Below are 22,193 nucleotides of genomic sequence, written 5' to 3'. Positions count from 1 at the left end.
CCGTAAAAGCAGTCCTGCTTTTACGGCTGTTTAATTGTACGAGGAGTAATCAATATTTCAACCCTCCTATTTTTCGCTTGTCCCTCTGCTGTATTGTTAGATGTTACCGGTTTGAACTCTCCAAATCCTTTTGCACTGAACATGCTTGGATTAAGCTTATCGTTTTTTAAGATAACTTTCATAAAGTTAACTGCTCTCATCACGCTTAACTCCCAGTTGGATTCAAAACCAGCGTTGCGAATAGGTACGTTATCCGTGTGACCGCTAATAATAATATTACGAGGAGGATCAATCACCAAAAGCTCTGAAATATCATTTGCGATTTTTGTATCTTCACTCCTAACTTGTGCTCTTCCTGAATCAAACAATACATTGTCTCGAATGGAAATTAAGAGACCTTCCTCGGTTAACGAAGTCTGTAATTGATTTGTTAAGTTTTTCTTTTGAATATACGCATTAATTTTAGATTGAATTTGCTGAAGCTCTTCTTGATCAGCTTCTCGAATGGTTTGCTCCTTTTGTTCGCTCGTTAACGATTGTGAAGAAGCAGGAGACTGATTAGGGGCTGTCTCCACTTCATTTGTTTTTTCCGTACTTTTAGCTGCAGGGGTATTTGAAGGCTGAACCGCTTCTTCAGATTCCTGCAGAGATTGAAATTCCATCACGCCCGTTCCTCCAACGAACGCTTCATTAAATGCGCGAGAAAGGTTCTTAAATTTCTGCGCATCCACTGAGCTCATTGCAAACAATACAATGAATAAAGCAAGTAAAAGTGTAAGCAAATCTGAGTAAGGAAGCAGCCAGCTTTCGTCAACATGGTCCTCTTCATGCTTTCGTTTTCTGCGTCTACTCATTTATGCCCACTTCACTTTCTTGAAGAAGCTTTTTACGTTCCGCTGTTGGCAAATAAGAAGCCAGCTTTTGCTCAATTACTTTTGGTGTTTCTCCTTCTAGGAGTGAAAGCACTCCTTCGATCATCATATACTTTACCTTTACTTCATGTTTCGATTTACGCTTTAGTTTATTTGCAAACGGATGCCATAGTACATACCCAGTAAAAATACCAAGAAGCGTAGCAACAAACGCCGCGCTGATCGCATGTCCTAGCGTATCTGTATCTTCCATGTTCCCAAGCGCAGCAATTAACCCTATAACAGCTCCAAGTACACCCAGAGTTGGAGCATATGTACCTGCTAAAGCGAAAATACTTGCACCCGTTTGATGTCTTTCTTCCATAGCATCAATTTCTTCAGACAACACGTCTCGTATATAATCCGCACTTTGACCATCAATAGCTAAATTCAAACCATTTTTTAAGAAAGGGTCATCTACATCAATAATTTGGGCTTCAAGTGATAGTAACCCTTCTTTTCGAACAACTTGTCCCCATTCAGAAAACATGGATACTAAATCAACGGGCTGCAGCATTTTTTGTTCTTTAAACAGGACACCAAACAATTTTGGGACTCTTTTGATTTCATTTGAAGGAAATGCAATCACTACTGCTCCGACGGTTCCGACAATAATAATTAAAATAGCAGCCGGATTTCCTAACACAGATGGATTAACCCCTTTGAAAAACATACCTACAATAAGAGAGGCTATTCCTAAAATCAGTCCAATAAAAGATGTTTTATCCATATGTAATTCTCCTATCCTTAACTTCCTGTTCTTTCTTTTTGTGTATTTTATCCTCATCTTTTATTTCGACTATTTCATAGAATTTTTAAGCCTTTTATGAATCATATTTACAATTACAGCTTTTCTCTATTATAAAAACACTTTTTTCAACTTTTCATACAGAATATCTGAAGGTCCAGCTATAATCGCTACAATTTGATTTTCCACATAAATAGCAGCCGTCATCTTATTATCAATATCAGCTAAAATGGCAAATCCGACGTTAATGTTCAACTTTATTCACCTCTGTCACGTTCTTGTTTATTCAACATATAAAAAGAACAGTCTTACCATTTATTTTTCCGTGTCTTATTGACATTTGTAAATTTTATATTAAGATTGTGTAAACGAGTTGACAAAATGGAGGTGATATCATGCTACTAGAAAAATACTGTAAAGACACTGATTTATTGATTATCCAGTTTACAATCGAACTAACAAAAGACATTCACGCTAAAATCTCCGCACGTACTTTATTTTATGAAGAACAGGTGATACGTTATGCTGAAAAAAGAATACGTTCTTTCTTACATCCTCTTTCCCTTAAACATACGCTAAAATTTGTCTATCAATCTGAAATACTACAAACCATTCTATTCAAATTAAAACCAACTTTTGAGCAGCAGCATGTATTGCGCTGTATTTCATCTTAAAAAGGAGTTCCCTTTAGCGGAAACTCCTTTTTGATTTGATTCTACGATATAGACGATATGCTTTTCTAATAACGTTTAACAGCGGGTACGGCAAGCGGATATGGTACTTATCAATAAACGGATAAAAGGTGTAATAAGCTTTTACAAGGTCTGTCCATTTTTTATCAAAACCTTCTTTATAAAAGTCAGAGATATCCACCACATACCCTCTTCCGTCTTTCATCATGACATTTTTACCATGCACATCATACGGGTTTAAACCCTGGCTTGTTGCATAGTCCAAAGCTGCGTTCACATCTTTTATGACTTGTTCTGGAATCTTTATTCCCCGCTGGACGGCATCATACAAGGTAACGCCTGTAAGTCTTTTTAAAATCAAGTACGTCTTTCCCTCATGAAAAAGTTGAGAATAAGCTGGGTGAACGCCCAGCTTTCTATACACTTGCGCTTCTTTCTTTACACCATAAATTTCTCTTCCGTATACTTTCACGACAAATTCAGGATAATTTTCGTGCATAAACACACCGGCATAGTTTCCTTTACCAATAAGTACCCACTCTTTTGTTTTGTTCGTAACTTCAACTGGATCATAGTCACTTTCACTTTGAATCGTAACTTGCGTTAGTAATGATGTTTCAACTAGCGACACCAACTGTTTAATTGTTTTATCCATAGTCCCCTCTAAAAATCCTTCAGTAATCTCTATCAAATATTACCCTATGATAAATCTCAATGCAGGATGTGTCAATAAATTGACAGCCTGATATAAAGAGGAAAAGTATTCCCGTTCATTCAAGACTGCGCGTGAACTTTGTGAACATTCACCTTCAGTTCTTCTTTCATATTCAGCATTACGCCCGCCATCGGAGCAATAGATTCGGGCTTAGTCAGCTGAAATAAAAAGCGCTTTGTCATTTCTGACAGAAAAATGGTGACTATTTCAGTGATATAGTCCATGCCCCTTTCCGCTTGATGCTCAATCCCAAGTGGCATATACATATAGCTTGGGACATCAATGGACCCTCCTTTTTCAAAACGGTCAGGTAAAAATTCACTTGGCTCTAAAAAATAATCTTCATGGCGATGCATCATATAAGGGCTAATTAACATAATCTCCCCTTTTTTAATACTGTAGCCATCTATTTGTATATCTTCACGTGCTTGACGCCCAAATAGCCAAAGAGGCGGATACAACCTCATGCTTTCAGCAATTATTTTGCGCATATAGGTTAGATTTTTGGTTGAAAGTGATTCGCCGCTAGCATAGGCTTGAATTTCTTTATGCAGCTGAAGGTGCTCCCTAGTATTTTGAGATAGTAAATGAATAGACCAGCTGCATACGTGCGTAATCATTTCATACATCGAAAGGAATATAGAATTTAGCTGTTCGTATATTTCTCTTTCATCGCTGTCTTCTCCGTAAGAATTCAATATATACTGCAGTAAATCATTTCCTGCGGTTTTGTTTTGAACACGCATTTGAACGCGTTCAAAAAGGAGTTGTTCTAGCTGCTCATCTGAGTCAGGCTGGTGCAAAGGTAGACGAATATAAATTTTGCCTAACTTTTCTTTTTTTCTCATAAGCGCTTGAACATAGTGAATTTTATCTTTCTCCTCAATCGAAATGCCAAATACAAGTTGAAGGAGTACAGCTATGACTATCTGTCTTATGTCTTTTACTATTGTTCGAAGCTGCCCTTCTTCCCACGTTTCCGTATGCTTTTCAATTATTTTTGCGATTGCTTCCTTATTAAAAGTTAGATGTTGTTTTAGTTGTGAGGGTTGAATGGGGCTCATATATAATGCTTCATCTGTCCATAACATTTCTTCGCCTAGCAGCGTTTTAAACATATGCGTTAGTTTAATTTTTTGAAACGCCTTGCTGTTTGTAATGACTACATCTTTAATAAGTTGAGGGTCTCTCGTTACATAAAAGCGTTTGTGCGCAACTCTAAATGTTGCAATTTCTCCATACTGAGTCAAGTTTTCCAAAAAACCCAGGGGGTTCTCTCTAAACTTTTGCAGGTGACCGGTAAGCTTATACGACGAGGGGCCCTGTATAACCGGCAATGTTATCACTCCTTTTCTAAAAATGCGGGACTTAAACAAATAAAAGAGTAGTCCACTAAAGACTACTCTTTTTCACACAAAGATATGCTATTGATTTTCACAAAAATTCTTACTTATTATTCCATATTAATCCATACGCTTTTCACTTCAGTGTAGTTATCAAGCGCATAACTTCCCATTTCACGACCAATTCCCGACTGTTTATAGCCTCCAAACGGGCTTGCTGCATCAAATACGTTGTAGCAGTTCACCCAAACTGTACCTGCTTTAATACCATGAGCAATATAGTGTGCTTTCTTTAAATCCTGTGTCCAGACGCCCGCTGCTAGACCATATGCTGTATCATTTGCTTTGGCAATTAAATCATCGAGATCGTCAAACGGCATAGCAGCTACAACCGGACCGAAGATTTCTTCACGAGCAATCGTCATTGAATGATCGACATCTGCAAAGATAGTCGGTTCTACGAAATAGCCTTGATCAAATGGAATGTTTCCTCCTGCGAGTACTTCCGCTCCTTCTTCAATTCCTTTATCAATATAGGTTTTCACTCGTTTTTGCTGCTGCGCAGATACAAGCGGACCCATTGTCGTCTCATCTGCTAATCCATTTCCTTGTTTAATAGATTTCGTTTGAGAAACTAAATCAGCTACGACATTATCATATAAGCTTTTTTGGACATACAGACGACTCCCAGCACAACATACTTGTCCTTGATTAAACATAATACCTGAAAGCGCACCAGGAACTGCTTTTGTTAAGTCTGCATCCGGGAGGATAATGTTTGGTGATTTACCTCCAAGCTCTAACGTCACACGTTTTAAGGAGTCGCTAGCTTGCTTCATAATTGCTTTTCCGACAGCAGTAGACCCTGTAAAAGCAATTTTATCGACAAGATCATGATGAACGAGCGGTTCACCTGCTGTTTTCCCGTAGCCTGGCACAATGTTTAGCACGCCTTTTGGGAACCCTGCTTCATCGGCTAGTCGAGCCAAGTAAAGTGCAGAAAGCGGCGTTTGCTCTGCTGGTTTAAGCACAATTGTACATCCAGTTGCCAAAGCAGCTCCGAGCTTCCAAGCGGCCATTAAAAGCGGGAAGTTCCACGGAATAATTTGGCCAACAACTCCTACTGGTTCATATCTTGTATAGTTAAAATACGCTCCTTGCACAGGAATAGTTTGTCCAACCATTTTAGTTGACCACCCAGCAAAGTAGCGGAAATGTTCAATTGCTAATGGAATGTCTGCATTTGATGTTTCACGAATTGGTTTTCCGTTATCAAGCGTTTCAAGCTGCGCAAGTTCCAATTGATGTGTTTCCATTAAATCAGCTAATTTATAAATAAGTCGACTTCTTTCAGCTGCTGACATCTTTGTCCAAGGTCCATGATCAAAGGCTTCTCTAGCCGCTCTGACGGCACGATCAATATCCTCTGGATTTGCTTCAGCTACATCTGCCAACTTTTCACCCGTTGCTGGATTTACTGTTTCAAACGTTTTTCCTGAAACAGAGTCTACCCATTCGCCGTTAATGTATAGCTGTTTAACTCCTTTTAAAAACTCCACTACTTTCGGACTCATTTCAACTTTTTTCGCTCCAAGATTTTGCATCAAATACATACCTCCCCACGAATTTTGAAAACGCTAACAATGAATATTTTACCATGTTATTCAGTAAAATCAACAATTTCGCACACAATATTCTGAATTTTTCTACACGTATTCTAGTTATCTAAAATTTATCTTACTAGCACAAATGTGGAAAGAGGCGAAACGTTTACTGTATTTCCTTTCACCGTACGGAGCGTTTTTGTTCCTGCCTGTTCGCCGTCAACAAGTAATCTCCACGTTCTGTTAGAAGGTAGATGAACCGTTTGAGCTTGTTTATTTGCATTATGAATCACCATTATTTCGTTTGCTTTATCTTTATTGGCTTTAGCATTTAACGTATAGCCTACTACGTTTGCTGGTGCATCAACAAAGCGTAAATTTTGATGAATAGCCTGTGCACTCGTCATTCTAAATGAGGAATATTGCTTTCGAAGCGCAATAAGTCCCTTCATGTAATCTACTTCTTGGCTGAAAGCTGCTCGACGCTTCCAATCTAACTGATTGACAGAATCGGGTGACTGATAGCTATTATGATCTCCGCCTTTTGTTCTCATAAACTCTTGACCTGCATGTATAAAGTTCATTCCTTGAGATGTTAAAATAATAGAAGAAGCAAGCTTATGCATCTGCTTTCTCGTTTGCTCGGTGTCAGCAGGGTTCGTCAGCTGAAGCTTATCCCATAACGTATGGTTATCGTGTGCTTCTACATACGTCACAACTTGATCCGGGTCTTCATACGTGGCAGTTGAACGATCATAATCAATTCCCGCTGCTATACTTTGCTGTATGAGCTTTTCTTGACCCTGTTTTCCATTAACAAATCCGTTTTCACGATCAAAAAACACGCTGCCTTTAAGACCATCTCGCATACCATCGTTGAAGTGAGCGATGCGCTTCATATCCTGAGCGTTTTTCTGATTAGCTTTTAGCTTAGCATCAAGTTCGGTTCCTAGATCCCAGCCCTCTCCTAAGACGATAATGGAAGGGTCAATTTCATCTAACTTCTTTCTCACTTCATTCATTGTCTTTGTATCGTGAATCCCCATTAAATCAAATCGAAACCCATCAATGTGGTACTCTTTTGCCCAATAAGCAACAGAATCTACAATAAACTTCCGAACCATCTCCCGTTCAGACGCCGTGTCGTTTCCAACACCTGTTCCGTTTGATAAAGTTCCATCTTCTTTATAACGGAAGTAGTAGCCTGGAACTAGTTTATCAAAGCTATGCTCACTCACTGCATACACATGATTATAGACAACGTCCATTACTATACGAAGCTGCTTGTCATGAAGCGTTTGAATCATTTGTTTAAGCTCAATAATTCTCGTCTTAGGATTATATGGGTTTGTTGAATAGGAACCTTCTGGGACGTTGTAATTTTTTGGATCATATCCCCAGTTAAACTGCGGCTCGTTTAATTTTGTTTCATCCACCGTACGATAATCGTAAATAGGCAGGAACTGAACGTGCGTCACACCTAAATCTTTAATATGACTGAGTCCTGTTTTTACTCCATTTGGCCCTTTCGTATTCCACTCCGCTACGCCTAAATATTTTCCTTTATTTTTGATACCGCTCTCTTTTTGAGACGATAAATCTCGTACGTGAAGTTCATAGATAATCGCATCTTCTGGATTTTTAAATTTCGGCTTATTTGCACTCCACTTTCTCGGATTTGTCTTAGCCAAATCTACGACAACTCCGCGATCTCCATTCACCGTTGTTGCTCGTACATATGGATCAACCGCTTCGCTCCAGCTGTTCCCAATTTTTACTTTGTACGTATAAATTAGTTCATCTTGATTTCCTTTTAACTCCGCTTTCCAGGTTCCTTTTTCACTTTTAGTCATAGAAATTTCTTTTACAGCTTTGGAGTTCCATGACGAATAAGTCACTAGCTTTGCTTCGCTTGCGGTTGGAGCCCATACGCGAAAATTTGTTTGTTTCTTAGAATACGTGTTTCCTAAATCGTTTCCGCTATATGCATACTTTTCGTCAAATTCTTTCGTGCGAACGACATTTCCATTAACTACATCAGCTGAGCCGTAGCCTTTTTGCTTAACTTTATACGTTTTTGTAACGTCCAAAGGCTGTTTTGTTATGATTTTAACTTTAGTAGTAGCAGCGTCTTCTCCCTCTTTATAAGGTATCACTTTCTCAATTTGAGCTCCGTCAATTTCAATGTCTCCTAAGCTCTTAGAAGAGTCAAACGGCACGTTTGTTTCTAAGGTGATTTGATTAAATGTATCCATCGTCGCTTTCGTGATTTTCCGAGTGATATCTACTCCAGCTCTATCATAGTAAATCCGATTTTGTCCTTGAACAATCCATACTTCTACATTCCCATCTTTACCAACCTTGGTAATAAAGCGGTCTCCTCCGTCTTTATTTTCCCAATCGCTGTCACTAGTAGAATGGCGTACAATAATAAAACCAATTTTGTCAAATAAATTACCACTTCCACTGTTAATCGTGTAAGTCGCTCTCTTCCCAAAATTCGTGTCTTCTGTAAATTCGATTTGCTTGCCTTCTTTTTCATCACCTGGCCATGTCCAAATGTTCCACCCGCTGTAATCTCCGTCGTACCGATGATAATTTAAGGTAACGTTTACTTTATCAAACTTTGGTAAATCTCGGTATTCACCGTCAGGAGGAGACATATATGTATGTTCATCTCCACTTTTCACCCATACTTCTCCTTCACCGTTCTCCACTGAAACGAAGCGGTCTCCTCCATCTTTTTCCCACGACTCTGTTCGAACAATAAAACCTACTTTGTCATAAGTATCGGGTAATTCAACTTCCGCTACTTTTCCAAATTGATCTTCCCCTGTAAATGTGTAAGGCTTCCCTTCTCCTCCTTCAGGAAAAATCCATAACCCCCATTCCTTTGTATCATTTGGAGCAGGCTGATAGTGAATCGTGATTTTTGTTGAGTCTGCTGCAGATGCAAACGATTGCATAAATGGGCTAAAAAAAGAGCTTACTAGTAAGAGTAAAGCCGTCAGTACCATTGCATATTTAGTCCAACTACATTTCAATGAAAACCCTCCCATAAAATAAAATACGTACACATTTTTCACTATAACCTTTTTTGAAAGCGTTATCATAAGTATTTTTTCCTATTTTATGTGGATAAAGAAAAAAAATCCATAGTTAACAATGTTAACTATGGATGAAGTATCTCTTTTACACTTCTGCTGTTTCAGGTGAGATGGTTTGATCGTTGTATACGTTTGTATCTAGCTCTTTTGTTAATTTACTAGTGACGACTCCGGCTGTCATGCTTCCACTTACATTAAGCGCCGTACGCCCCATATCAATCAATGGCTCTACTGAAATTAATAAGCCTGCTAGCGCTACGGGCAAATTCATAGAAGATAATACAAGTAAAGCCGCAAATGTCGCTCCTCCGCCAACGCCTGCTACGCCAAACGAACTAATTGCTACAATGGCAATCAACGTGAAAATAAATGAAGGCGTTAAAGGATCAATACCTACCGTTGGTGCAATCATAACGGCTAACATAGCTGGATATATTCCAGCGCATCCGTTTTGACCAATTGTAAGACCAAATGAACCTGCGAAATTCGCAATTCCTTCTGGAACCCCTAACTGTCTTGTTTGTGTATTAACATTCAAAGGTAATGCTCCAGCACTTGTACGGGAAGTAAAGGCAAAAGCCAATACAGGAAATACTTTCTTAACATATGTGATCGGATTTACACCGATAATTGTTAGAATAACTAAGTGAACAATAAACATAGCTGCCAATGCGACATATGATGCTACAACAAACTTTGCCAGTTTAACAATTGCATCAATATCACTCGTTGCTACTGTTTTGGTCATAATTGCAAGTACCCCATAAGGAGTTAAACGAAGAATTAGCGTCACTACACGCATTACAATTGCATAAAGCGTATCAATAATTTTTGAAAATAACGCCGCTTCCTCAGCCTTTTTACGCTTCACACCTAAATACGCAATTCCAACAAATGCCGCAAAGATGACAACGCCAATCGTGGAAGTTGAACGTGCGCCTGTTAAATCAAGAAACGGGTTAGCAGGTAATAATTCTACTACTTGCTGCGGGATTGTTTTTGCTTCTAAACTAGATAAATTGTTTTCTAAGTCCTCTCCGCGCTGAAGTTCCGCTTCCCCTTTTGTGATTTGGACAGATTCTAAATTAAAGCTCGTTGTTGTGAAAATACCAATTGCAGCTGCTACCGCTGTTGTGACAAGCAAAATCCCGATAATTAAACTACTAATCTTTCCAATATTGCTCGTCAATTTTAAGCGAGTGAATGCCGCTACAATCGATACAAATACAAGCGGCATAACAATCATTTGAAGAAACTTAACATATCCGCTTCCTACAATGCTAAACCAATCGGCGGTCATCATCGTTACTTCATGAGTCGGACCATACACCCACTGAAGAGCAAAGCCAAAAATAATCCCCAGTCCAAGCGCTGTAAACACACGCTTTGAAAATGATACATGTTTTTTCTGCATCATAAACAGCCCCGCAAGCAATGCGAGCATAATGAGGATGTTTATGATGACTAATAAGTTATTCATAGATGTTCCCCCTGTAATTTTTCCCATAAATTATGTCTCTATTACTTATAATATAACAATACCAATAAGTCAACTAGGTTTTATGTTTTTTCCTGAAGACAGTTTTTTTGAATAATTTTGACAAAACAAAAAAGCTAAGGATTTTCCTTAGCTTTCTATTTTACGCTTGTATGTACTTCAGTGGTCTTTTGCTCCGTTACCAGAGATAGTCTTTCTTTCATCACACCGGATGTACTACAATTCATATATAAGATTACATTTCATATAATTCATTTAGCCATTTTACAAACAAATGTCTGGGTAATTCTAGTTCGTGAAGCTCGACATATTGAATATCAGACAGCGTCGTCCCTCTAGCCATATAAAAGTACCACTGCCAGCCAATATCTTTAGCAATGGCATAGGATTTAGCTAGATCTTGTCTATTATCTGTCTGCTGCATATCATTCATCCACTGCGTTTCATCCGCTTCATACTCATAATAATGGAGAGTATATTTATCACACCAATACGTAAGATCCTGATGGGAAAACGGATTTTCTCCGTCACATACTTGAAGCAATAGCATTCTTAAATTTTCCGGTGTATACGGTAATATAATTTTTTGATCTGCACGTCTCATTTTGCTACCTTCCTGACATGTTCGTTTCTTTTATTACATCATGTACGGCTGCGTTTAGCAATAAGAAATGGATGACGTTTTCATTACTTTTCGTTTACAACATTTCATTTGCTTGCAAAAACCGCCGTATCTTTGACATACAGAGGCAGTCGGATTTTAACAATCGTCCCTTTGTTCTGCTCACTCTCAATCTGCATGGTACCGTGATGATCATGAATAATTTTGGAGCTGATTGTTAATCCAAGCCCCATTCCTTTTTCTTTTAAAGTAAAAAACGGTTCTCCTATATGTTCTAGACGGTCTTTAGAAATTCCTACTCCTTCATCTCTAACTTCTATAAAAATATGGTTATCCTGCGCTGTTTTGATTGTAATGTAAATATTTCCAGGCCTATCCATGGCTTCAATTGCGTTTTTAAAAACATTAAGTAATACTTGAATAAGGTGATTTTTATTTCCATACACACTAGCGTTATTTGTTTGTTCATCGTATAAGAAGTCAATGTTTTTCAATAAAGCTTCATGGGAAGTTAAACTCATTACATACTTAACCGCTTCGGTAAGAGAAAACACGCGAAAATGTTCACTTTCAGGTTTTGACAAAAGAAGCATTTCACTGACAATACCATTAATTCGTTCCAGCTCATCAAGCATGATGTTAGCATACCCTATTGCGGATCGGTCTGTTTCTTTCATGAGCTGAACAAACCCTTTAATACTCGTAAGCGGATTTCTAATTTCATGGGCAATTCCGGCAGCTAATTCGCCTACTACAGAAAGCTTTTCCTTTTTTATGAGAAGCGCTTCTGCAAGCTTTTGCTGAGTGATATCTCGTCCAATCGTGATAAGAGCTTTTCTTGAGCCATCATCAAAAAACACAGGTACTTTAATAACATCAAATGTTTTGACCTCGCCGTTTGGTATTTCAAATGCTTCTTCCGTGCGTACCTTTTCCTTTTTTCTCCAAGCTTCTTCATCCGATGAAATACAGTGTAAGAAAGCGGCTTGAAAGAAAGGCACAAGTTCCCCAAGTTCTGCATCGGTTTTACCCCTGTAATCAATACCCTTTAAATGATAAAGTTCTCTTCCAAAATCATTCACCGCCACCCATTTGCCAGCCCCATCTTTAAAACAAATAAAATCTGGCATTGAATTTATTAATGTAGCAAGCTGATATTGTTCATCAGACACCTGGGTATGAACCGAACGCTTATAAAGTAAATAAAACGTGCCAGCCGTTACGCCCACTAGTAAACTATCTTTTATCAAACTGCTAAGAGCATATGCTCCTTTAAAAAATGCCATTGTTTGAAAGACGATGTACACCCCTACAAGCAGAAGACCCGCTACCGCCGCTGCTTTTCGTATACCCTCCCTATTTTTTATCAATATTTCCCACCAGCCTTTGTTTTTTACGTTAACACTCTCTATGTCTCATCAATTAAGTTCTGAACATTCTTCTTACTTTTAAACTAGTTTACCTTATTTTTTTATTCTTATCTAATACCTTTTTTCATTACTTTTGACACAGTTTCTTTTATCCTCCTTTATTTTTTTCCGCATTTTCATTTATTTGAATTATTTTCTCTATCAAAATAGGAATTTAGATACGGAATACTCTGGAACATTTAGGTAGTAATGCTCTTTTTTGTATTTTCTTAATATTGTAAATTCGAATAGTACCAACTACATCGATAAATTTAGGGGGATTTTAATGAAAAAAACCGTGATTTCTTTGGCTATAGCAACAAGTTTGACTTTATCTTTTACAAGTGTACAAGCTTCTACTTCTGCAAATGCTTCTCACCATCAAAGTTCTGATCAAAAAGTATTAAAAAAAGTCAATACTGAGAAAATTTATCAAGACATTGCGTATCTCTCAAAAAAACCTCGTGTGGCAGGAACTGAAGCTGAACGCGAAGCTGCTACATTTGTTCAAAAGCGTTTGTCTAAACTAGGCTATGAGAGCGCAGTAGAGCCTTTTACCTTTACCGGTTACACACCAGCAGCTAGTTTTTCACTAAGCGTAAACGGTACCAGCTACTCTCCCACAACTTTTACTTATAGCACCAATGGAAATGTCACAGCTGAAATTGTAGATGGAGGGCTGGGTACAAAAGATAATTTAGCAAACAAAGATGTGACAGGTAAAATTGTATTAGTTCAGCGAGGCACTATTACTTTTGGTGAAAAAGTATTAAATGCTGCTGAAAAAGGGGCTGCAGCCGTCATTATTTTTAATAATACAGACGGTGAGCTAAACGGAACGCTTGGCGGCGCTAATGATAACTACATTCCGTCTCTTGCTGTTACCAAAGAAGAAGGTGAAAAGATTCTTACTTCTATTCAAAAAGGCGAAAAGCCTTCAGGTACAGTAAAAATTGAAGGAGCTGTCGTAAGTGAGCGAACATCTTATAATGTAACCGCTATTAAACCTTCTACTTTTAAGAAAAAAGGAACAAATGATATTATTGTAGTAGGCGCTCATCATGATTCTGTGGCCGGAGCGCCTGGGGCAAATGACGATGCTTCTGGAACAGCAATGGTGCTTGAATTAGCTCGCGTATTTAAAACTCTTCCTACTGATACAGAACTGCGATTTGTTACATTCGGAGCCGAAGAAGTAGGCTTACTAGGATCCGAGCATTATGTTAGTGAGCTATCTGAAGATGAGAAAAATCGTATTGTTGGAATGTTTAATTTAGACATGGTGGGAAGTCGAGATGCGGGAGATTTGGTAATGAATACAGCTGATGGAACACCAAATCTTGTCACAGAATTAGCTCAAGCTTCAAGTACAAGATTAAATGGAGCACCTACGCCATTCCAAGCTGGCGGCCGCAGTGATCACGTTCCTTTTGCAGAGGCAGGAATACCGGCTGCTCTATTTATTCACAGTCCGTCTGAACCTTGGTATCATACGCCTGAAGATACCCTTGATAAAATCAGCAAAGAAAAACTTCAAGATGTGGCTGAGATTGTTGGAACAGCTATTTACGATCGTTCCCGTCCCGATCAACAAGGTTCTTCCGTTAAAAAGAAAGCAACATTTAAAGCTCCTCATCTTTATCACGAGCAAGATGTCAAATAAGAATCTATCCCTGTTATTCATACATGACCAAAAAAGAGATGTTTATGCATCTCTTTTTTTGATAAGCAGATTTCTCAAGGTTTTAAATTCATTATGCTACAATTATTATAAAGGAACCTCACTTATTGCTTACATAAAAATTTTGACCAAATGAGGTGTATTTTTTGGATTTTACGGTAGACCATTCAATTTTTTTATTATCTATTCTCCTTGTCATAGGGGTACTCACTGCCAAGTTCTCTACTCGCCTTGGCGTCCCTTCGCTTGTACTCTTTATTATTGTAGGAATGGTTGTTAGCCACTACATCTACTTTGACAATGCTCTTTTAACACAAGGATTCGGAATATTAGCGCTTATCATTATTCTTTTTGATGGAGGCGTGCAGACCAAATGGAAAGATGTCAAACGCGTTGTTCGCCCTTCCGTTTCATTAGCTACTTTCGGAGTCCTCATTACGACAGTTTTAACGGGTGTACTTGCCAAATATATTTTGGGCGTTACTTGGCTTGAAGGCTTTTTATTTGGGGCAATCGTTGGCTCTACAGATGCTGCAGCCGTGTTCTCTGTACTAGGGACACAGAATATCCGCCAAAAACTAAACTCCACGCTAGAAGCAGAATCTGGTTCCAATGATCCGATGGCCATCTTCTTAACCGTTTCTATTATTGAATTAATTCAACATCCGGACTCTCCTATCCTCTCATTAATCCTTAATTTCTTTTGGCAAATGGGAATCGGGCTGGTACTTGGTTTAGTACTCGGAAAAGCATCCGTTTGGATTATTAATCGAATTAATTTAGATTCTTCAGGTCTTTACCCTGTGCTTACATTGTCATTGGCCGCCTTAACCTATGGAATTTCCACATTTGTAGAAGCAAGCGGTCTACTTGCTGTATACGTAATGGCAGTGGTAGTAGGAAATGCAGATCTAACTTATCGTCACACAATTGTCCGCTTTAACGAAGGTTTTGCATGGATGATGCAAATTTTAATGTTTATTTTACTCGGCCTTCTTGTCTTTCCTAATCAACTGTTAGATATCATTTGGCAGGGTATACTGTTATCTCTTTTACTTATGTTTGTCGCTCGTCCACTCGGCGTATTTCTTTCGATGATGTTTGCTAAATACTCATCCAAAGAAAAACTGTTTATTTCTTGGGCCGGTTTAAAAGGAGCTGTTCCAATTGTATTGGCTACTTATCCTATGATGGCAGGTTTGGAGAACAGCACGCTGATTTTTAACGTCGTTTTCTTTGTTGTCTTAACTTCCGCTCTTCTTCAAGGAGCAACAATCGCTCCTTTAGCCAAATTTCTAAACCTTTCTCAAGGTGAAAAAGAGACGGTTCCTCACAGTCTCGAGCTTGTTTCGATGGGCAAAACCAAAAATGAAATGATTGAGTTGAAGCTCGTGGAACATGCAGATATATCAGGAAAATCGCTTGAAGAACTTCACCTCCCTGAAGACATTTTAGTGACTGCTGTTATTCGAGATGATAAATTACTTACACCTAGAGGAAGTACACAAATTTTTGCAGGTGATACATTATATATTCTTATTTCGAAGAAAAAACGAGATGAAGTAAAAGCATTTTTCCAAAAAAATACGTCTGATGGGGACGAAAGAGAAGGAAAAACCAGTTAAAAAATTGGTTAAAGTCTTTACGAGAAAAACAGCACCCGATTATTGAACGGAGTGCTGTTTTTGCTGCTGCATCAAATAAAGAGATTTATAATTAGGGTGATGTTTTAAAAGTTCTGAGACCGTTACAAATTTATACCCCTCTTCCTTTAACTTCGGTAAAATTTGTTTTAATGCTTCAATGGTTTGGGTTCGATCTCCTCCCGTATCATGAAACAATACAATATCTCCTGACCTGGCATGGTTAAGCACTTGACTTACAATTTTACCTACGCCTGGATTTCTCCAATCAAATGTATCTTGATGCCAAGACCAAAGAATAATGGTATACTGCTGATTTTTAGCAGCTTTTACTACCCGATCGTCATAATAGCCAGTAGGTGGGCGAAACAGGTAAGGTTTTATTCCTGTAATAGCTTGTATACGTTCATCCGCTTTTTCAATTTCTTGTTCAATTCTCTCTACTTCCTGGCCCCTTACTTTCAAATGGCTATATGTATGATTAGCAAGTTCATGACCTTCACGAACTTCTCTTTGAGCAAGCTTGGGAAAAGACGTTATTCGATCGCCCACTACAAAAAAAGTTGCTTTGGCACCGTACTTTTGCAATAAATTCAAAATGGTCGGCGTATATTTAGGATCTGGTCCATCATCAAATGTAAGCGCAATCAACTTTTCGTCTTTCATGGGAACTTCCCACACGATATCTCCTTTTTTTTCATAATAAAATCTGCTCTTCTTTGCAGCATCCGCCTGAATACCATAGAAATTAATGGAAACAATAATAATAATTGACAAGCACCATTTCACTCAATGACCTCCTTTTTTGTCTAGGTGTGATTCATGCGTATTGTCAATAAACGCTTTGATACCAACTGCAAATAATCGTTCATCACCCAAACACACGCGCTGTTGACGGCGATTAGCTGCAGAAGTTGATTTACGGTTTTTCATAGTCTTCTCTCCATTACTAATTGATTGTGTTTTTAGCTTTACCAAAAAGTCAAAAATAAACCTACGGGTTCTAACATGGCGAAAACATTTTTTTATAGTAACTACACGCTGTCTAGCGTTTTGAATAGGAGATATATACATGCGAAAATTTTATTTAGCTTTTCTGTTAATGATAAGCACAACCATGGTTATACTGCCTTCTGTTAAAGCAGTCAGTGAAAGCAACGAGAAACATCAGCAACTCACCGTAAGCGAACAAGGATATTCTCTTTCATTGCCCGGTGAATATACGCTTCAAAAAGAAGAGGATGGAAAAGATATTCTTTTTTCAACCAAGACTCCCTATACGTGGATGCGAATTGAAGTCCTTTCCGGGAAAGAAAGTACAAGTAAATCATATCTTGATCGTTCAAAAGAATTGTTTGATGACCAGTTTGGAAAATCGTTAAAAATTTCTTCTACATCCCTATTTATTCAACCTGTTGTGTTTGCATCTACATCAGGGAGTAAAAAAGAAACGGCAAAGCTGTATGTACTGAGAGAAACAAAGGGGCACCCTGCTTTAAAAATCACGATGGTTACAGCTAAAAATTCTGATGATGAAAAAAAGTTAATTTCAATTGTTAACTCAGTAAAAATGCATGAATGAAAATAGATAAGGAAGCCAGCTATGAAAAAAAAGATATTTCTTGTTTGCTTTATATGTTTGATGAGTGGCTGCTCAACTGCTTTTCGTGAAGAGCTTATTAACACACAAGAAGAAATTCCAAAAGAACGCCTGCCACAGCAAAAGTTCACCTATCCTTACAAAGGAAGCAGCAGAACAGATGCGGGTTATCTTAAAAGAAGCACCAATCAAAACTATACGCTTTACGTACTAGAAGGATACGAGTTTACAGAAGAAGAGCCACGAAGAGATGTCATTTACAACAAAAAAAATGATGCTTTGTGGATGCGGATTGAAGTGTTTCCACCAAATAAAAGTGTAAAGGAGATCAATAAAGAAACAAAAGAAATTTTAAGAGCTGGCTTTTCAGAAGTGGCTTCCCTTGATACACACCTCATTCATCATAACTTAGAGATAGCAGCTGCGTATAAAGCATCAGATGATAAAAGTAACGCATACGGTTTTCTCGTTCGAAAGCAAAATCAACACCCTACTTTCCGGTTAACGATCTTTGCTCCTAAATCTGAAAGAGATTTAACTCCATTTTTAGAAATGGCGAGAACGCTTCAAAATGCATAAAACAGAGAAAAAGTCGGTTTACAAAGTGTGTAAACCGACTTTTTCTTTATTTCATATCTAATAGTTTAGTTTTTAAATCTTTTTCCATTTGATACAGCTCTGATTCTGCCTCGGTACGCTTCGTACGTCCTTCTTCTTGTATCTTTAGCACTTCTTCTAACGTGGTAATCAAATCGGACTGCGTTTTTTTCAATGTTTCGATATCGACAATCCCCGCCTCGTTTTCACGAGCTACTTCAATCATGTTCTGCTTGAGCAGCTCTGAATTTTTAGTAAGCAAGTCGTTTGTTGTCTTAGATACTTGCTTTTGGGCTTCCATTGCTTTCTTTTGGCGTAATAAAGTGGTTGCGATTACTACTTGATTTTTCCAAAGTGGAATAGCTGTTAAAATAGAGCTTTGAATTTTTTCCACAAGAGTCTGATTGACTTCTTGAATTAATCGAATCTGCGGTGCACTTTGAATGGCAATTTGACGGCTCAGTTTTAAATCATGCACTCGTTTTTCTAGCCTATTGATAAATTGATTTAAATCATTGACCTCCTGAGCCATCAAGTAGTCATTTTTTTGAGATGCTGTTTGCTGAAGCTGGGGCAGCGTTTCATTCTGCAGCGCCACTAACTTGTATTCGGCCGCTGCAATGTAGACGTTAAGCGCCTCGTAAAACTGTTTATTTTTATCATATAAGCTATCTAGCATCGTAATGTCTCGATACAGCATTTGTTTTGAGCGCTCTAACTTATCTGCAATTTTATCAATTTCAACATTAATGCTTTGATATTTTGTTAATAAATTTTGAATAGGCCTAGAGACTCCTGAAAATAATCGACCGATGACTCCTTTTTTCTTTGCAGAAAAATCATCGGGATTCACTTGGCGAATCTTACTCATTAAATCTCCTATAACGTCTCCTACTGGTCCCGTATCTTTCGTTTGTACATGCTGTAGTACAGATTGAGAAAACTGAGATAGTTCTGACTGAGCTGCTACCCCGTACTGTAAGATAGCCTGCTGATTTTTATAATCAATTTGATTTGCGATTTTCTGTGCTTTTTCCTGATATTCCGGCGTCAAATCATCGTATGTGTTTCTTTTTGCAGCGCGAGAGTCCGATTGTATCTGCGGGGTAGGCGACGCAAAAGGATCATCAAGCAGCGCATCTAACGATTGATTTTGATTATATTCTTTCATCATAAAATCCCCATCCTTTGCATTTACGTTACTTTGTGCGATTAGTAGCTGTCGGTATATACGGCTGCTCTTCTTCAAATGCTTGTTTTAGCACTTTAAGCTCTACATCTAATGTCAGCTTATCTTGTGAAAGGGCATTTGTTAATAAATGCTCATACTTCCCTGATAACCCGCGCAGCATGTCTTCCGCTTCATGAAGACTTTCTTTTACTTCTATGCTTTTCGTTGGTTTTGATAATAAAAACATATACCTTTCAATGACGGTAACCGTTGATTGTAAGTAGTTCGTAAAAAAGGGCTGAACATCTTTATATCGTGCGGGCTCTTTTTCTACCATTTCAATGATGCTTTTACCTACTTTGTATAGTTTAGAAAGTTCTGTCCACATATGAACAGACCGAATTTTAAAACGATAGCTTCCAATGGTTCTTAATTGCTTTTTTGCCTCTTTTACTTGATGGCGAACGTATGCAATTTCTTCTCTATACGGATTTTGATAATGACGTCGAGCACTGCTCATAATAAAAAACAGGCTCATCACGACCATTACTCCTATACTAATGCCAAGGGATTGAATCATCGTGGTACTAAATCCAAAATAGCTGACCGGAACGGCTACTGCTCCTGTTGCCCAAATGGCAAGAATCTTTTTTATGATTCGAACGACTTTCATCGCTTTCACTCCTATCTCAAATGTGACCGAACTTTTAAACGTATACATATTATACCATTGTCTTCCCGTGTCTTAAAACGATTACTATTATAATTTATATACGGATAAAACCTTTAAAGGTTTCATAAACCAAAAAAACAGGCAGCTATTAAAAGCTGCCTGTTTTTTATTGATCTTCGCGCTTGTTGTAATCATACTTCGAGCGTTCAATTGGTTTGAACCCTTCTGGTGTATGAAAGCGGAGTAAATCTCCGTAAACAAGTTTATCTGATAGTTCTAGCTTTTTCTTAACTAGTTCATCATACTTATCATACTGTTTCGCTTCCTTATCTGAAAGCTGCTTGCCCGTTGCGTTGTCATACACTTTCTGATCAACTTTTGTTACCTTAGGTGTAACAAAGTCACCGTTACGGAAAGGTACAACTTGCTGATGTTCTTTTGATAATAAGTCTGTACCAAAGTCAATATAGTCTTTTGTATCAAGACCTAATAAATGCATCACTGTTGGACGAACATCTACGTCTCCGCCATACGTATGATTTACGCCGCCTTTAAGGCCTGGTGAAGTAATAAATAATGGTACGCGCTGCAGCTGAGCTTGTTCAAAATCATTGATGTTTTTACCCATTACTTTGCCCATTGCACGCTTATGGTTTTCAGAAATACCGTAATGGTCACCGTACATCACAACCATCGTATTGTCTGCTAAACCAGAGGCCTGTAAATCCTCAAAGAATTGCTTAATTGATTCATCTAAATAACGAGCCGTTTGGAAGTATTGGTCAACTGACTTATCTCCCGTATTGTGAGGTCCAATCGTTTGGTCTTCCTTATCTAGCGGATAAGGGAAGTGGTTTGATAACGTAATGAACTTCGCGCTAAATGGCTGCTTTAAGCCTTTTAGGTACGGCATTGATTCTTTAAAGAATGGTTTATCTTTTAAACCATAGTTCAGCGTATCTTCGTCTGACATATTGTAATAAGCTGAATCAAAGAATTTTTCTACACCCATTGATTTATACATTTCATCACGGTTCCAGAACGATTTTCCATTTCCGTGGAACACAGATGTTGTATAGCCTTGCTGATCTAGAATACCAGATAGCGACTGATAGGTGTTATTTGCTTTTGTTGTAAATACAGAACCTTGAGGTAAGCCGAATAATGAGTTCTCCATCATGAATTCAGCATCTGACGTTTTACCTTGCCCTGTTTGATGGAAGAAGTTATCGAAATACATTGTGTTCTGATCTTTTAATAGTGAATTTAAGAATGGTGTTACTTCTTCACCATTTAACTTATAACCAATCATAAATGACTGAAGTGACTCTAATGAAATATAGATGACGTTTTTGCCTTTTGCTTGACCGAAATATTCTTTGTTCGGCTCAGCATATGTTGCTTTTGCATAGTTCTCTACCTCAGCCACATCACTGCTATCTGCTAGCGCGCGCTGTGCTGAAGATTTCGAGCTCTGGATGATGTCATAGATCGTATAGTTATACGTTCCTAAATATTTCACTAAATAGTTGCGGTCAAATGTTCTTGTTAATAGTTGAGGACGATCCATTTCCGCTAGTGCGATGTTGGCACTTAAGAATAAAATCCCTGATAAAAATACACCTGTCACAGTACGTCGACTAATTGTTGCTGGTAAGTCAACTTTTTTCCATAGTACTAAAACTAAAAGAATAAAGAAATCTGTGAAGTATAAAATATCAGTTGGGCTAATTAAAGCCATGGCACTGCCACCTAATTGACCAAAGTTGTTTGACTGAGTCAATACAGGAACAGTAATAAAATCATTAAAGAAGCGATAGTATACTACATTTGCGTACAGGATGAATGAAAGTAAAAAATTCATTCCAAGCAGTGCTCGTACTTTTCCGCGCCCTTTAAATAGTAGTGCAATGGCAAAAAAGAAAATTGCCGAACCAATTGGGTTTATGAAAAGTAAAAACTTTTGCATAAAATTATCTAGCCCTAAGTTAAATTCGATACGATAAACGGTATACGTTTTAATCCAAAACAACAAAACTGCAATTAGAAATAACGGCAGCTGTTTCGAAAAAATATTTTTACCGTTTGTCATGAGCTGTTTCATATTCCCACCTCTGTCTCTATTGAAATTTAAGCTCACTTTTATTTTTATAGTAAATGTAAAAAGAAATCTCCCTTA

20 protein-coding genes are annotated in these 22,193 nt (G+C 38.0%); 5 read left to right on the top strand and 15 right to left on the bottom strand.

The annotated features are described in order from the left end of the window. Positions 1–20 precede the first annotated feature (20 nt). From motB to BG04_RS31105, 3 genes are all read right to left on the bottom strand, one after another. The gene (gene motB, locus BG04_RS21475) at positions 21–854 is read right to left on the bottom strand and encodes a flagellar motor protein MotB (protein ID WP_025752068.1); all 834 of its coding nucleotides are present in this window, start codon (positions 852–854) and stop codon (positions 21–23) included. Next, the gene (gene motA / locus BG04_RS21470; protein ID WP_013056745.1) at positions 847–1,641 is read right to left on the bottom strand and encodes a flagellar motor stator protein MotA; all 795 of its coding nucleotides are present in this window, start codon (positions 1,639–1,641) and stop codon (positions 847–849) included. Before motA ends, motB begins: the two co-directional genes overlap by 8 nt. Before the next feature lie 129 nt (positions 1,642–1,770). Next, positions 1,771–1,914, bottom strand: a complete 144-nt coding sequence (locus BG04_RS31105) for a hypothetical protein (protein WP_014460421.1) — start codon at positions 1,912–1,914, stop codon at positions 1,771–1,773. Between the two features lie 140 nt (positions 1,915–2,054). On the opposite strand from BG04_RS31105, the gene BG04_RS21465 reads away from it, so the two are divergent. Next, complete coding sequence (locus BG04_RS21465) at positions 2,055–2,333, top strand: hypothetical protein (protein WP_013082883.1); 279 nt, start codon at positions 2,055–2,057, stop codon at positions 2,331–2,333. A gap of 13 nt (positions 2,334–2,346) precedes the next feature. On the opposite strand, the gene BG04_RS21460 is transcribed toward BG04_RS21465, so the two are convergent. The 7 genes from BG04_RS21460 to BG04_RS21430 form a co-directional block, all read right to left on the bottom strand. After that, positions 2,347–3,006, bottom strand: a complete 660-nt coding sequence (locus BG04_RS21460) for a serine/threonine protein kinase (RefSeq protein WP_016763860.1) — start codon at positions 3,004–3,006, stop codon at positions 2,347–2,349. Positions 3,007–3,125: 119 nt separating this feature from the next. Further along, positions 3,126–4,412 (bottom strand): cytochrome P450, encoded by a 1,287-nt coding sequence (locus tag BG04_RS21455; RefSeq protein ID WP_080743223.1) that lies wholly within the window; start codon positions 4,410–4,412, stop codon positions 3,126–3,128. 107 nt (positions 4,413–4,519) lie between these two features. Further along, on the bottom strand, positions 4,520–6,013 hold the full coding sequence (locus tag BG04_RS21450) for an aldehyde dehydrogenase family protein (RefSeq protein ID WP_013082880.1): 1,494 nt from the start codon (positions 6,011–6,013) through the stop codon (positions 4,520–4,522). Positions 6,014–6,141: 128 nt separating this feature from the next. After that, a complete protein-coding gene (gene pulA, locus BG04_RS21445) occupies positions 6,142–9,126 on the bottom strand; it encodes a type I pullulanase (protein WP_034652678.1) in 2,985 nt (994 codons plus the stop codon). 79 nt (positions 9,127–9,205) lie between these two features. Further along, complete coding sequence (locus BG04_RS21440) at positions 9,206–10,600, bottom strand: L-cystine transporter (RefSeq protein ID WP_034652681.1); 1,395 nt, start codon at positions 10,598–10,600, stop codon at positions 9,206–9,208. Positions 10,601–10,853: 253 nt separating this feature from the next. Further along, positions 10,854–11,222, bottom strand: a complete 369-nt coding sequence (locus BG04_RS21435) for a hypothetical protein (RefSeq protein WP_013082877.1) — start codon at positions 11,220–11,222, stop codon at positions 10,854–10,856. 104 nt (positions 11,223–11,326) lie between these two features. Further along, the gene (locus BG04_RS21430; protein WP_026106558.1) at positions 11,327–12,610 is read right to left on the bottom strand and encodes an ATP-binding protein; all 1,284 of its coding nucleotides are present in this window, start codon (positions 12,608–12,610) and stop codon (positions 11,327–11,329) included. A 325-nt stretch (positions 12,611–12,935) separates the two neighbouring features. Here BG04_RS21430 and BG04_RS21425 point away from each other — a divergent pair, with 325 nt between their 5' ends. Both BG04_RS21425 and BG04_RS21420 read left to right on the top strand, forming a co-directional pair. Next, positions 12,936–14,312: a M28 family peptidase gene (locus BG04_RS21425; protein ID WP_034652683.1), complete on the top strand. Its 1,377-nt coding sequence runs from the start codon at positions 12,936–12,938 to the stop codon at positions 14,310–14,312. 164 nt (positions 14,313–14,476) lie between these two features. Continuing rightward, positions 14,477–15,955, top strand: a complete 1,479-nt coding sequence (locus tag BG04_RS21420; RefSeq protein ID WP_034652687.1) for a potassium/proton antiporter — start codon at positions 14,477–14,479, stop codon at positions 15,953–15,955. A gap of 39 nt (positions 15,956–15,994) precedes the next feature. Here BG04_RS21420 and BG04_RS21415 read toward each other — a convergent pair whose 3' ends face one another. After that, positions 15,995–16,762, bottom strand: coding sequence for a polysaccharide deacetylase family protein (locus BG04_RS21415; protein ID WP_013056735.1), 768 nt, complete (start codon positions 16,760–16,762; stop codon positions 15,995–15,997). After that, positions 16,763–16,906, bottom strand: a complete 144-nt coding sequence (locus BG04_RS31100) for a hypothetical protein (RefSeq protein WP_013056734.1) — start codon at positions 16,904–16,906, stop codon at positions 16,763–16,765. A gap of 139 nt (positions 16,907–17,045) precedes the next feature. On the opposite strand from BG04_RS31100, the gene BG04_RS21410 reads away from it, so the two are divergent. Both BG04_RS21410 and BG04_RS21405 read left to right on the top strand, forming a co-directional pair. Then, entirely contained in the window at positions 17,046–17,555 is a 510-nt protein-coding gene (locus BG04_RS21410; protein WP_034652689.1) for a hypothetical protein, read from the top strand. A 21-nt stretch (positions 17,556–17,576) separates the two neighbouring features. Further along, positions 17,577–18,152 carry a hypothetical protein gene (locus BG04_RS21405; protein ID WP_034652690.1) on the top strand — a complete coding sequence of 192 codons (576 nt, stop codon included), beginning with the start codon at positions 17,577–17,579 and terminating at the stop codon, positions 18,150–18,152. A 46-nt stretch (positions 18,153–18,198) separates the two neighbouring features. Here BG04_RS21405 and BG04_RS21400 read toward each other — a convergent pair whose 3' ends face one another. The 3 genes from BG04_RS21400 to ltaS form a co-directional block, all read right to left on the bottom strand. Next, entirely contained in the window at positions 18,199–19,344 is a 1,146-nt protein-coding gene (locus BG04_RS21400; RefSeq protein ID WP_034652692.1) for a toxic anion resistance protein, read from the bottom strand. Between the two features lie 25 nt (positions 19,345–19,369). Next, positions 19,370–20,014, bottom strand: a complete 645-nt coding sequence (locus tag BG04_RS21395; protein WP_013082869.1) for a 5-bromo-4-chloroindolyl phosphate hydrolysis family protein — start codon at positions 20,012–20,014, stop codon at positions 19,370–19,372. Positions 20,015–20,180: 166 nt separating this feature from the next. Beyond that, the gene (ltaS, locus tag BG04_RS21390) at positions 20,181–22,118 is read right to left on the bottom strand and encodes a lipoteichoic acid synthase (RefSeq protein ID WP_013056729.1); all 1,938 of its coding nucleotides are present in this window, start codon (positions 22,116–22,118) and stop codon (positions 20,181–20,183) included. Positions 22,119–22,193: the final 75 nt, after the last annotated feature.

Origin of the sequence: Priestia megaterium NBRC 15308 = ATCC 14581, from assembly GCF_000832985.1 — a bacterium.
GTDB lineage: Bacteria > Bacillota > Bacilli > Bacillales > Bacillaceae_H > Priestia > Priestia megaterium.
This window is presented reverse-complemented; position numbering and strand designations above follow the sequence as displayed.

Bases quoted from the DNA above. Each gene is read 5' to 3' on its own strand.
- BG04_RS21465 (WP_013082883.1), top strand. From the start codon at position 2,055: ATGCTACTAGAAAAATACTGTAAAGACACTGATTTATTGATTATCCAG.
- BG04_RS21460 (WP_016763860.1), bottom strand. From the start codon at position 3,006: ATGGATAAAACAATTAAACAGTTGGTGTCGCTAGTTGAAACATCATTA.
- motA (WP_013056745.1), bottom strand. From the start codon at position 1,641: ATGGATAAAACATCTTTTATTGGACTGATTTTAGGAATAGCCTCTCTT.
- ltaS (WP_013056729.1), bottom strand. From the start codon at position 22,118: ATGAAACAGCTCATGACAAACGGTAAAAATATTTTTTCGAAACAGCTG.
- BG04_RS21400 (WP_034652692.1), bottom strand. From the start codon at position 19,344: ATGATGAAAGAATATAATCAAAATCAATCGTTAGATGCGCTGCTTGAT.
- BG04_RS21440 (WP_034652681.1), bottom strand. From the start codon at position 10,600: ATGAATAACTTATTAGTCATCATAAACATCCTCATTATGCTCGCATTG.
- motB (WP_025752068.1), bottom strand. From the start codon at position 854: ATGAGTAGACGCAGAAAACGAAAGCATGAAGAGGACCATGTTGACGAA.
- BG04_RS21410 (WP_034652689.1), top strand. From the start codon at position 17,046: ATGCGAAAATTTTATTTAGCTTTTCTGTTAATGATAAGCACAACCATG.
- pulA (WP_034652678.1), bottom strand. From the start codon at position 9,126: ATGATAACGCTTTCAAAAAAGGTTATAGTGAAAAATGTGTACGTATTT.
- BG04_RS21395 (WP_013082869.1), bottom strand. From the start codon at position 20,014: ATGAAAGTCGTTCGAATCATAAAAAAGATTCTTGCCATTTGGGCAACA.
- BG04_RS31100 (WP_013056734.1), bottom strand. From the start codon at position 16,906: ATGAAAAACCGTAAATCAACTTCTGCAGCTAATCGCCGTCAACAGCGC.
- BG04_RS21435 (WP_013082877.1), bottom strand. From the start codon at position 11,222: ATGAGACGTGCAGATCAAAAAATTATATTACCGTATACACCGGAAAAT.
- BG04_RS21405 (WP_034652690.1), top strand. From the start codon at position 17,577: ATGAAAAAAAAGATATTTCTTGTTTGCTTTATATGTTTGATGAGTGGC.
- BG04_RS21450 (WP_013082880.1), bottom strand. From the start codon at position 6,013: ATGCAAAATCTTGGAGCGAAAAAAGTTGAAATGAGTCCGAAAGTAGTG.
- BG04_RS21425 (WP_034652683.1), top strand. From the start codon at position 12,936: ATGAAAAAAACCGTGATTTCTTTGGCTATAGCAACAAGTTTGACTTTA.